A 12,293-nucleotide genomic window follows, 5' to 3' on the forward strand; every position below is an offset into this window, starting at 1 on the left:
TACGACCTTGTTTGCCCTTAAGAAAACGCGAGGAAAGGAGAAACACACAGCAGCAGACCGGTGATGATAATGATCACCAGCGACACGCCTTTATATTTGTGCAGCGCCGGCACTTTGTAGACCAGCCACGCCGGAATCAAACACCCCACCATGCCGAAGATGGGGCTGCAAATAGAGGTGAAGCTCAGTACCGGCGCGTTTAACACAATCGCGCTCCATGCCAGCAGAATGGCAAACAGCATGATGCCGCGCTGTACGGTGTTTTCGTTGATTTTCTCTGTCGGCATTTTGCGGCGCAGAATGTTCATCACAATGCCCTGCGTCGCTTCACGAAAGCCCAGGTACACGCCGAAGAACGCGGTCATGACGGCAAAAATATTCAGGATAACGCTGACAATTTTGACCCAGCCGGCACCGTCGCCACTGATAAACTGCGCGGCAATTGCCAGTGCGGAAATATTCTGTTCGTAGGCTTTGACCGCCTCATCATGCCCCATTGCCAGGGTGAACGAGACCGCGTAGAAAAAGACCGTCACGAAGAGGATCGCGAAGGCGATGTTCATCGCCCGCAGCGCTTTATGGCGCGCCACTTCAACCGATTTTTCACGTGAACGATAGGAGATCACCATCGGGCTTAATGTCTGAATAAACAGAATCGACGTTAAGGTAAACGGCAACGTGATAATCGCGTTTTTAATGAGTAGCCCCACGGGTGGCAGCATGCCCACGTTGGCTAAATGCCAGAGGCCAATCATCGACAACCCGAGCGCCGCCACCACAAATAACTTGGTCAGCACCATCAGGCTAGAGACTTTAAACAGCAGTTTCTCGCCACGGGAGGAGATCGCCACCAGGATGCAGATCAGGAACAGACCGTAGAACGGATTTTCAGAGAGCAGCCCCTCCGTCACGCCGAAGGTGTGTAAATAGGAAGCGCTGTCGTTGGTGATGGCGGTGGAGTAGACGAACATCCAGATAACCAGCATCACGAAATAGAGCGCACCTAATAAAATGCCCCAGTTCTTACCGAGGTAGCCGCTGATGACGCTTGGATAATCTTTGCACTCCGGCGATTCTGCCAGCGTGTTAATAAACAGCCGCTGAAACAGGTACATGGCCGGATAGCCAATCACTGACGAAAGCAGAAACACCCACAGTCCCATCAGCCCCACCTGTACCGGGAGAAAAACAATCCCCGCGCCGATGGCCATTCCGATACTCATGATGACCCAACCCGTATCGGTGCTGTCGAATTTAATGGCCTCCTGCCACTCGCTTTCACTCATCCCTGCCCGCTTTGCCGCGGGTGAATCGTTCACAATCACACTGCTGTTTGTTGCCGTATCCATAAGGCACTCGCTTATTTTGTAGGGTAACCAGTTGTTTTTATGGGATTCTGACCACCAGCGATAATGAGCCAGACTGCTGCAGGTGTGTGTTATTGGAATGGACAAATCATACGTGGAGAGCGGGAGAAAAAAGTCACAATATTTATAAGGCTTTTCGCAAGCGAGAGAAAAAAATACTCTTAGATGAGGAATAATGGAGGTGATTTTCTAAAAGTGACGCCGATCAAGAAATAAAAAACCCGCGACATGCGCGGGTGTGTCATCAGTTAGCCAGCGCGTTCGCCATATCGGTTTTCACCTGTTTACGCTGCTCCGCTGTCAGAACCTGGCTGACATCAAAGTAGTATTTGACGCGGTAATAGCGGGTCTGCTCTTCAATTTTACTGAACGCGGCAAGCTGGTTTTTCACCGTGCTTTCATCCCATTTTCCGGTCTGGAACATCTCGATCAGCGCACCGTCTTTCACGCCGGTCATCGGGATCTTGCTGACATTTTGTTCCAGCGTCTGATGCAGCGCGTCGATCTTCTTAATCTGATCGTTGCTCAGCTTGAGGTGTTGCACCAGCGGATCCTGCGCCGGAGAGGGGGCAGCTTCAACGTCAGCGGCCTGTGCGGCAAAACTGCACGCCACCAGCGAGGCAGCAACCAGGGTGATACGGGTCATTTTCATCATCTTACTGTCCTTACATACTGTTTCAGGGGAAAAGCAGGCGCATTGTTTTTCAGAAGCGGATGAAGATGTGTGAGTAATTATATAAACATTTTTGTATGTTCCGCGGACAAAAAAGCCCCCTTAACCAAAGGGGGCCTGTTTCAGACGACGATCACAGTGCCTGGGTAAACGTCCTTGAGATCACGTCCTGCTGCTGCTCGCGCGTCAGCGCATTAAAGCGCACCGCATACCCTGAGACACGAATGGTCAGGTTGGGATAGTTCTCCGGGTGCTCAATCGCCTCCATCAGCATCTCCCGGTTCATGACGTTAACGTTGAGGTGCTGTCCCCCCTCAATGGCCGCTTCGTGGTGGAAATACCCGTCCAGCAGCCCTACAAGGTTGGTTTTGCGCACCCTCTCATCCTTGCCCAGCGCCTGAGGCACGATGGAGAAGGTGTAAGAGATCCCGTCTTTCGCATAGGTAAACGGCAGCTTAGCGACGGAGGTTAACGAGGCCACCGCCCCTTTCCTGTCTCGTCCGTGCATCGGGTTCGCGCCCGGTGCGAATGGCGTACCGCCGCGGCGTCCATCCGGCGTATTGCCGGTCTTCTGGCCGTAGACCACATTCGACGTAATGGTCAGGATCGACTGGGTCGGCACCGCGTTGCGGTAGGTCGGCAGCGTCTGAATTTTCTTCATAAAGCGTTCCACCAGGTCACAGGCAATGCTGTCCACGCGGTCATCATTGTTACCGTACTGCGGGTAATCCCCTTCAATCACAAAATCGACCGCCAGGCCGGTATGGTCGCGTACGGGTTTTACCGTGGCGTATTTGATGGCGGACAGCGAGTCCGCCGCCACCGACAGCCCGGCGATACCGCAGGCCATGGTGCGGTAAACGTCCCGGTCGTGCAGCGCCATCAGCGAGGCTTCGTAGCTGTACTTATCGTGCATGTAATGAATGAGATTCAGCGCGCTAATGTACTGCACCGCCAGCCAGTCCATAAAGTGATCCAGGCTCGCCATCACGGTGTCGTAATCCAGCACCTCATCCAGCAGCGGCGCGGTTTTCGGCCCGACCTGGATCTTCAGCTTCTCATCCACCCCGCCGTTGATCGCATACAGCAGCGTTTTCGCCAGGTTAGCACGGGCGCCAAAGAACTGCATTTGCTTGCCGATCACCATCGGGCTGACGCAGCAGGCAATGGCGTAGTCGTCGCTGTTGAAATCCACGCGCATCAGGTCGTCGTTCTCATACTGCAGCGACGAGGTGTCGATCGACATCTGTGCAGCGTATTTCTTGAATGCGACGGGCAGTTGTTCGGACCACAGGATCGTCAGGTTTGGCTCCGGTGCAGGTCCCATCGTGTGCAGGGTATGCAGGTAACGGAAGCTGTTTTTGGTGACCAGCGTGCGACCATCCAGCCCCATTCCGCCAATCACTTCGGTGGCCCAGACAGGATCGCCGGAGAAGAGCGTGTCGAACTCCGGAGTACGCAGGAAGCGCACCATGCGGATCTTCATGATGAAATGATCGATCAGTTCCTGCGCCTGGATCTCACTCAGGCGACCCGCCTGCATATCGCGTTCGAGATAAATATCCAGGAACGAGGCCGTGCGACCCAGCGACATCGCCCCGCCGTTCTGGGATTTCACTGCGGCCAGGTAGGCAAAGTAAACCCACTGTACCGCTTCCTGCGCATTCATCGCCGGGCGAGAAATATCGAAGCCATAGTTCGCTGCCATCTGCTGGATCTGCAGCAGTGCGCGTTTGTGTTCCGCCAACTCTTCACGCAGGCGGATCGTCGCCTCCAGATCTTCACCCCGTTCGAGTTTGCCCTGCAGATCCGCGAACTGGCGCTCACGCTCGTGCACCAGATAGCGGATGCCGTACAGCGCCACGCGGCGGTAATCGCCGATGATGCGCCCGCGTCCGTAGCCGTCCGGTAGCCCGGTCAGCACGCCTGATTTACGACAGCGCATCATCTCGGGGGAGTAAACGTCAAAGACCCCCTGATTATGGGTTTTGCGCAGTTCGGTAAAGAGATATTCGAACTGCGGATCCATCTCGCGGCCATAGGCTTCGAATGAACTGCGGATCATATTGATCCCGCCGTACGGATGCAGCGCGCGTTTGAGCGGCTTATCGGTTTGCAGGCCGACGATCGTCTCCAGCTGCTGGTCAATATAGCCCGGTCCGTGGGCCGTGATGGTGGTGGCAATGTTGGTGTCAAAATCCACCGGCGCATGGGTGGCATTCTCCTGCCGAATGCCCACCATTACCTTCTCCCAGAGCGCCGTCGTTGCTGGCGTCGCCTGCGCGAGGAAAGTTTCGTCGCCTTCATAAGGGGTATAGTTATGCTGAATAAAATCGCGCACGTTGACGGTGTCTTTCCATTCTTCACCGCGAAACCCGGCCCATGCGTCGCTGTAAGGGGCAACGCGCGTATCGATTGCTACTTTCATGAATTTCTCGCTCTGTCAGGCATAAGCCGCAGCCGGAGTGACCTTCCCAAGACGGAGGGCATCCAGCGCGATCATTTTTTCTTCGTTGGTTGGGATCACCGCGCAGGCCACGCGGGACGAATCGGTGGTGATCACACGCTCACCTGCGCTGCCCGGCAGGGCATTTTTGGCTTCATCGAGGGTGATGCCAAAGACGGCCAGGTGTTCCGCCACCAGCGTGCGGATCAGTCTGGAGTTCTCACCAATCCCGCCTGTGAACACCACACCGTCCAGGCGGTGTAACGACGCCGCGTGCCCGGCAATATGCCGTGCGATACGGTGAACAAAGGTCTGGATCGCCAGCTGTGCCCGCTGATGTCCCTCATGCCAGGCCTTTTCGAGGGCTCGCAGATCGGAGGATATTCCCGAGATCCCCAGCAGGCCGGACTCTTTATTGACGACGCGTTCCAGATCCTCAAATGACTGTCCGGTCTGTTGGGCTATCCAGGCCATGGCACCGAAATCAACGTCGCCACAGCGGGTCCCCATGATCAGCCCTTCCAGCGGCGTCATGCCCATGGAGGTATCCACGCTCTCACCATTGCGTACCGCGCAGATGGATGCCCCGTTGCCGAGATGGGCAATCACCAGCCCGCTGTCCTCAGGCGAAATCCCGAGCAAGGCATGCGCCTGCCCGGCAACGTAGCGGTGGGACGTCCCGTGGAAGCCATAGCGCCGCACGCCAAGCTCTTCAAAATAGCGGTACGGCAGCCCGTACAGATAGGCCTGCGGGGCCAGCGTCTGGTGGAAGCTGGTGTCAAACACTGCCACCTGCTGTATGCCCGGAAACAGGCGTTCGGCTGCCTCGACGCCGCTTAAGTTGGCGTAATTATGCAGCGGCGCCAGCGAGGAAACCTGACGGATCTGCTCAATAACCTGTTCCGTGATAAGGGTCGACTCGCTGAAGAGGTCACCGCCGTGCGCAATACGATGGCCAATCAGGGCCACGCTGCTCATCAGATCACGCTTCTCCAGCTCCAGGGCGATGGCTGCCAGCGCCCCTTCGTAGTCATGGTGAGCCAGTCTGGCTGGCTCACCCCCGTTCACGGAAATAAAGGCTTTTTCAGTGTTAATCCCGTCTGCAATGCCCGTCATCAGGGCATCACAACTGCTGGCATCGAGTACTGAAAACTTAACAGAGGACGATCCGCAGTTAATAACCAATACAACCGGAAACTCAATCATGGTGTTACTCCGCTCTTCCTGAGCCAGGGTTTAGAACAGTTTGTAGACGATGTTCAGGATGGTCAGCAGGCCCACAACCGTGACGAAGATGTTCTCGGGTCTGCCCTTATATTTCGCCATTGCCGGCGCTTTACGAATGGCATACATCGGCAACAGGCACAGCAGAGAGGCGATGATTGGCGCCCCCATGGCTTCGATAAGGTCGAGAATGTTCGGGTTGGCATAGGCAACGACCCAGGTCGACCCCATGATGAATACCATGCTGATGGTGTTCAGTTTGCCTACGGAGACTTTCTTCTTATCGCCCTTATAACCGAACTTCAGGATCAGGCCGTTCAGCCCTTCCAGCGTGCCCAGATAGTGGCCGAAGAAGGATTTGAAGATAGCGACCAGCGCAATGATGGAGGCACCGTATTCCAGCACCGTGGCAAACGTTGATTTAGTGCCTGACATGGTCGCAAAGTGGTTCGCCAGGTAAGAGAGCACGGGAATATTCTGCGCTTTGGCATCGGCCATGTTCTGCGGCGAGAGCGTGAACAGGCAGCTAAAGGCGAAGAACATCACCACCGCAACCATCAGCAAGCTGGCGCGACCGATGATTTTGGAACATTTCTGCTCGGTAAACGCTTTACCGAACTCGGGTTCGTACTCTTCACGTTTAGAGACCACAAACGAGGAGACGATGGGCGAGAAGTTGAAGGAGAAGACCATGATGGAGATCCCCAGCCAGACCGTCACCAGAATGCCGTCATGCCCGGTAAATGCGATATCGCTCAGATTGACCTGGTCAATCACCGACGAGTTCCAGTAAGGGATCAGCGACAGGGAAATCAGCACCAGGCTGGCGATAAACGGGAACACCAGGAAGCTCATCACCTTCACCATCAGGTCTTTACCAAACCAGATAACAAAGGCCATCAGCAGCAGCAGGAACAGCGCCACCACGCCGCGGTTAAGCGCGGGCAGCTGGAGCTGGTTTTCCCAGAAGGTCATAAAGGTGTTCGTAATGGTGACGCCGTAAATCCACAGCAGCGGGCAAATGGCGAAGAAGTAGAGGAACGTGATCACCACCCCACCGGTCTTACCAAAATGCTCTTCCACCGTTTCGGTGATGTTGCCAGACACGTTACTGCCGGACAGACACAGGCGCGCCAGCGCCCGGTGGCAATAAAACGCAATCGGGAAAGCGAGAACCAGCATCAGCAGGATAGGAATCAAGCCGCCGAAGCCTGCGCGAATCGGGAAGAACAGCACACCTGCGCCAATGGCGGTTCCAAACAGGCCAAGCGTCCAGGTGGTATCAGACTTACGCCAGGAGGACGTTTTTGTCTGGCCAACGATAATGCTTTCTGTGTTGCTCATAGGTCATCCTTTATGCGTCAACGAAGCCGGTAATTTGGGATACGCGGGAGAGATCGATATTGCCGCCGGAAATAATGCAGACGGTTTTACGACCCTGAATATAGTGATCAAGCTTGCCGCTTAATAACGCCGCACAGGCCAGTGCGCCAGCACCTTCTGTAACCACTTTATTTCGCTGAATGAGGGCAATCATGCTGTTACGAATTTCGTCTTCGCTGACCAGCACAATGTCATCGACTAATTCACGAACAATCTCGAAGGTTAATTTACCCGGGCGAGACACATCACATCCGTCGGCTAATGTACCGGTAACGCGGTGGTTAATGATTTCTCCTGCCTGATACGATGCGGCCATTCCATGTACGTTTTCAGACTGCACGCCGATAATATTAATGGTCGGGTTGATGGATTTAATGGCCGTTGCAATTCCGGCAATTAAACCGCCACCGCCGATGGGTACAATCACGTTATCCACATCATACAAATCTTCGAGAATTTCCAGACCAATGGTGCCCTGGCCGGCAATCACTTTCGGATCGTCATACGGTGGGATAAAAATGCGCCCTTCCAGCTCCACGATTTCGCTGACTTTGGCGATGGTGTCGTTGAAGTTTTCGCCGTGCAGCACCACTTCAGCCGAGTAGTCACGGGTGGCGGCGACTTTAGATTTCGGCGCGCCCATCGGCATGACCACTTTGCCGTCGATACCGAGCATTGCGCAGGAGAGCGACACGCCCTGCGCGTGGTTGCCTGCAGAACAGGCGACCACGCCTTTACGTTTTTCAGCTTCGGTCAGCGAACTTAATTTATTAAACGCACCGCGGATCTTGAAGGAGCCAGTACGCTGCATATTTTCAAACTTCAGGAATATCTCACCTTTACAGCGTTCGCTGAGATAATTTGAGCGCGGCATGCCGGTTTTATATATTTTGCCTGCCAGTCGTTTTCTGGCGTCCTGAATATCTTCAATGGTCACCGGGAGATCGTAGGTAATATGCATAATATCCTCGTTATAATAATTCATTTTCTTCAGGCAAAGTCAGGGTATCAGAGCACGGATAAAATAAGCTCTGGGTGTTTTTAAAAAGGTTAACGCGTTATCAGAGGGTTATTTAATCATCGTCGTCTTTCACTGGTCAGTGACGCGTATTGTTTTGCCAGTTCGACTAATACTGACGCCGATTTCTTAATTCTGTAATTTTTTGACCACACCGCGGCATAACGCGCTATGGGTAATTCATCTTCCACCGGCAGTACAATAAACTGGTCGGAACCGAATGGCGCAATCATGTCGCGGGGAATAACCGTCAGGTAATCGGCATTCAGGACAAGGTTATAAATGGTCACGACGGAATCGGTCTGGACGATGTTTTCAATGCTGATGTGATTGTCTTGCAGGGTGGTCAGAAGTTCTTTGTAGTAGCCCATATCGGTTTGCGGCATCACCCACTGTTCATCCGTGAGTGATGCCAGGGTAGTCGAGCCGGTGCACGTTCGTGATTTGTTGGCTACCAGGACAAACTCAGACTCAAACAGCGGCTCGACATGAAGATCCTGCAGCAGCATTTCATCACTTAATGTGCCGATGGCAAAATCCAGCCGACCGTCGCGAATGGCCGGCAGGAAAGAGGACAGCTGAGCTTCGTACATCGAGACGCGCGCTTTCGGGAACACTTCCTTGAATTTTTTGATCATTTCGGACAGGAAGGTGAAGCCAATGAGCGACGGGTAACCAAATGAGACATCCATGACGGTACTGAAACTGAGGCTGTTAATCTCGCTCACCATGTTTTTCATCTCACGGGTGATCGACTCAGAATACGAGAGTAATACCTGGCCTGCCGCAGTCAGTTTAACGCCGGTGTTTTTGCGCACCATGACTTCAACGCCAAAGTAAGATTCGATATCGCTGATAATTTTGCTGACAGCAGGTTGCGTCAGGCCCAGTTGTCTTGCAGCAGAACCAATGGAGCCACTTTTAATGACTTCCTGAAATACCACGAGGTGCTGTGTTTTCGGTAGAATAATAGTGTTCATAATATTCTGCGCTTATTTCCCTATGACGGGGTGGATTCTACTCAATATGGCTGACGGGGGTATGTGCTGTTACTCACAATTTGCTTTTTCACACCCTTAATCAGCATAACGACAACCCTTTAAAACACCTTATTATCAATGAGTTACATTAAAATAAATACGCCATAACGCTGATATTGATCAACAAAAAGAGCAGTAATAAATTTATTTTATGGCGATAACACAGGTAAATTTTTCGGCGTTAAAAAAATCGATAAAGACTATCTTTCAGGCAATTAAAGATTAATAAATAACCGTAATTCGTTTAAAACATTCTTTCAATTTATCAAATTTGTCAGGGGTGATTTTGCTGACTTTCGGGAAACAGTGGAATGCATCACACATTCATGAGCTAAATGTTTTTGAATTCAATATACATATATCAAATAAGAAAACATTCACGATCATAAAAGCAACATTCATAACAAATTAACAATACTGCAGAACCAGGATTATTTAGCGCGAAATTTTGTGATTACGATCGCCAGCAGATGCGAAAAAGACACTGAAGGGATGAAAGCAGTGAAATGTGCTTAATGTCGCAAATGTGATAATTGATGTCGTGTGAGCGATGCATCGGGTGGCCCTTGCTTGCAATTTCTAAGGCCGATAAAARAAAACCCCGCCGAAGCGGGGTTKTRTAARAAGTTGAAGCTGRCCGATAAGCCGSGTTCTGTCGTGGACAGTCATTCATCTAGGCCAGCAATCGCTCACTGGCTCAAGCAGCCTACCCGGGTTCAGTACGGGCCGTACCATGTGAACCCCTATTTGGCCTTGCTCCGGGTGGAGTTTACCGTGCCACGGACTGTTGCCAGCCGCGCGGTGCGCTCTTACCGCACCCTTTCACCCTTACCTGATCCCGCTTGCGCGGGCCATCGGCGGTTTGCTCTCTGTTGCACTGGTCGTGGGTTTCCCCCCCAGGCGTTACCTGGCACCCTGCCCTATGGAGCCCGGACTTTCCTCCCCTCCGCCCGTCTCCCCCCGAAAGGGGACGACGACGAAGCGGCGACTGTCTGGTCAGCTTCGGCGCGCAGTATAGAGGGTTTGTGCCCCGCTGTCACCCTTGGGCGTGCATCCCTATCTGCAAAGTGGTGGCGATATTGCGCGAGGCGCGGTAAATATTGTCAAACGCCCCACGGTAAGCCTCTTCCAGCGACTCGACGCGGCTCAGCACGCTGAATACCGCGTCGATGCCATACTGATGCACGACCCCCACATCCCGGGTCAGACTGCCGGCAATGCCGATCACCGGCTTATGGTATTTTTTGGCGATACGGGCGATACCGACGGGCACTTTGCCCTGAATGCTCTGGCTGTCAATGCGCCCTTCGCCCGTCAGTACCAGCGTGCAGTCGTGAATATGTTCTTCGAGGTTAAGTGCCTGGGTGACAATCTCAATACCGCTCTTCAGTTCCGCGCCGAGGAAGGCCATCAGCGCCGCCCCCATGCCCCCCGCGGCACCCGCACCGGGAACCTGTTTCACGTCAATTCGCAGAGATTTTTTTATCACATCGGCATAATGGCTGAGGTTAGCGTCGAGAGTGAGGATCATCTCCTCTGTCGCCCCTTTTTGCGGGCCAAAGATACGGGAAGCGCCTCTCTCGCCAACCAGCGGATTCGTAACGTCGCATGCGACGTGGATTGTGCAATCTTTTAGCCTGGCATCGAGGCCGGAGAGATCGACGCTGTTGAGCGCCATCAGGCTGCCGCCGCCATAACCCATTTCAGTACCGTTGGCATCGCGGAGCGTGGCCCCCAGCGCCTGCATCATTCCGGCGCCGCCGTCGTTGGTGGCACTGCCGCCAATGCCGATAATGATATGTCGGGCACCTTTATCCAGCGCGCTGAGAATAAGCTCCCCGGTACCTCGGGACGTGGTGACGAGCGGGTTACGTTGGGGGGCCGGGACCAGTGCCAGACCGCTGGCGGCGGCCATCTCAATAAATGCCGTGCGGCCATCGCCGGACATACCCCAGCGGGCGTTTACCTGTTCACCCAACGGGCCCGTGACCCGAGCATACTGTTCTGTGCCCTGGGTGGCGGCGATCATCGCGTCAACCGTACCTTCCCCGCCGTCAGCAACCGGCACCGAAACATAAAGTGCGTCGGGGAAAATTTCCCGAAATCCTTTTTCAATCGCCTGAGCAACCCCGGAGGCAGAAAGGCTTTCTTTCCAGGAATCTGGCGCGATTACGATTTTCATAGTTGTCGCCTGTTACCGCACTCGGCAAAAATAGCGGACGCGTTCCCGCGTCCGTTTTTATTAGCGAGAGACTTCCACCTTCGCCAGTTTTTCGTAGTAGCACGCAATCGCGCTGTGGTCGGCAGTGCCCAGACCATCCGCGCGCAGGGCCTGCATCATCTCCATGACGGCGGCGGTCAGCGGCAGCTGCGCGCCCACGCCGTGGGAGGTATCCAGGGCATTCGCCAGATCTTTAATGTGCAGGTCGATTCTAAAGCCGGGCTTGAAGTTACGATCCATCACCATGGGCGCTTTGGCATCCAGCACGGTGCTGCCCGCCAGGCCGCCACGGATCGCCTGATACACCAGATCAGGGTTAACACCCGCTTTGGTGGCCAGCGTCAGCGCTTCCGACATTGCGGCAATGTTCAGCGCCACAATCACCTGGTTTGCCAGCTTGGTGACGTTACCCGCCCCGATATCGCCGGTATGCACCACGGAGCCCGCCATGGCTTTCATCAGGTCGTAGTATTTATCAAAAACAGCTTTGTCGCCGCCAACCATCACCGACAGGGTGCCGTCGATGGCTTTGGGCTCTCCGCCGCTGACCGGGGCATCCAGCATATCGACGCCCTTCGCGTTTAGCGCCTCACTGATTTCACGGCTTGCCAGCGGCGCGATAGAACTCATGTCAATCACCACCAGGCCGGGTTTGGCACCGTCAATGATGCCGTTCTCCCCCAGGGCCACCTCTTTCACATGCGGGGAGTTTGGCAGCATGGTGATAATGACATCGCACTGCTCAGCAATCGCTTTGGCGTGTGCTGCGGTTTCTGCGCCTGCGGCAATCACCTCGGCCACGGCTTGCGGATTATGGTCTGCAACCACCAGGGAGTAACCTGCTTTGATGAGGTTTTTACTCATGGGTTTACCCATGATCCCAAGGCCAATAAAACCCACTTTCAGCGTCATAATTCGTTT

9 protein-coding genes and 1 other RNA gene are annotated in these 12,293 nt (G+C 54.0%); all 10 read right to left on the reverse strand.

The window, feature by feature from the left end; all coding sequences use genetic code 11:
* Positions 1 to 17 precede the first annotated feature (17 nt).
* The gene (locus JTA15_RS14640) at positions 18 to 1,349 is read right to left on the reverse strand and encodes an amino acid permease (RefSeq protein WP_219372446.1); all 1,332 of its coding nucleotides are present in this window, start codon (positions 1,347 to 1,349) and stop codon (positions 18 to 20) included.
* 262 nt (positions 1,350 to 1,611) lie between these two features.
* Positions 1,612 to 2,022, reverse strand: a complete 411-nt coding sequence (locus JTA15_RS14645) for a Spy/CpxP family protein refolding chaperone (protein ID WP_014171738.1) — start codon at positions 2,020 to 2,022, stop codon at positions 1,612 to 1,614.
* Between the two features lie 151 nt (positions 2,023 to 2,173).
* Complete coding sequence (gene pflB, locus JTA15_RS14650) at positions 2,174 to 4,468, reverse strand: formate C-acetyltransferase (protein WP_219372447.1); 2,295 nt, start codon at positions 4,466 to 4,468, stop codon at positions 2,174 to 2,176.
* A gap of 15 nt (positions 4,469 to 4,483) precedes the next feature.
* Positions 4,484 to 5,692 carry a propionate kinase gene (tdcD, locus tag JTA15_RS14655; protein WP_032679027.1) on the reverse strand — a complete coding sequence of 403 codons (1,209 nt, stop codon included), beginning with the start codon at positions 5,690 to 5,692 and terminating at the stop codon, positions 4,484 to 4,486.
* Between the two features lie 30 nt (positions 5,693 to 5,722).
* A complete protein-coding gene (gene tdcC, locus JTA15_RS14660; protein WP_014171741.1) occupies positions 5,723 to 7,054 on the reverse strand; it encodes a threonine/serine transporter TdcC in 1,332 nt (443 codons plus the stop codon).
* 10 nt (positions 7,055 to 7,064) lie between these two features.
* Positions 7,065 to 8,054, reverse strand: coding sequence for a bifunctional threonine ammonia-lyase/L-serine ammonia-lyase TdcB (gene tdcB, locus JTA15_RS14665; protein WP_020883567.1), 990 nt, complete (start codon positions 8,052 to 8,054; stop codon positions 7,065 to 7,067).
* Positions 8,055 to 8,170: 116 nt separating this feature from the next.
* A complete protein-coding gene (tdcA, locus tag JTA15_RS14670) occupies positions 8,171 to 9,091 on the reverse strand; it encodes a transcriptional regulator TdcA (RefSeq protein ID WP_014171743.1) in 921 nt (306 codons plus the stop codon).
* Between the two features lie 685 nt (positions 9,092 to 9,776).
* Positions 9,777 to 10,155, reverse strand: an RNA gene (gene rnpB, locus JTA15_RS14675) — RNase P RNA component class A.
* A gap of 32 nt (positions 10,156 to 10,187) precedes the next feature.
* Positions 10,188 to 11,333 carry a glycerate 2-kinase gene (gene garK, locus JTA15_RS14680; protein ID WP_219372448.1) on the reverse strand — a complete coding sequence of 382 codons (1,146 nt, stop codon included), beginning with the start codon at positions 11,331 to 11,333 and terminating at the stop codon, positions 10,188 to 10,190.
* 60 nt (positions 11,334 to 11,393) lie between these two features.
* Positions 11,394 to 12,284: a 2-hydroxy-3-oxopropionate reductase gene (gene garR / locus JTA15_RS14685; RefSeq protein WP_040018768.1), complete on the reverse strand. Its 891-nt coding sequence runs from the start codon at positions 12,282 to 12,284 to the stop codon at positions 11,394 to 11,396.
* Positions 12,285 to 12,293: the final 9 nt, after the last annotated feature.

This window comes from Enterobacter sp. BIDMC 29 (genome assembly GCF_019378755.1).
Lineage (GTDB): Bacteria > Pseudomonadota > Gammaproteobacteria > Enterobacterales > Enterobacteriaceae > Enterobacter > Enterobacter ludwigii.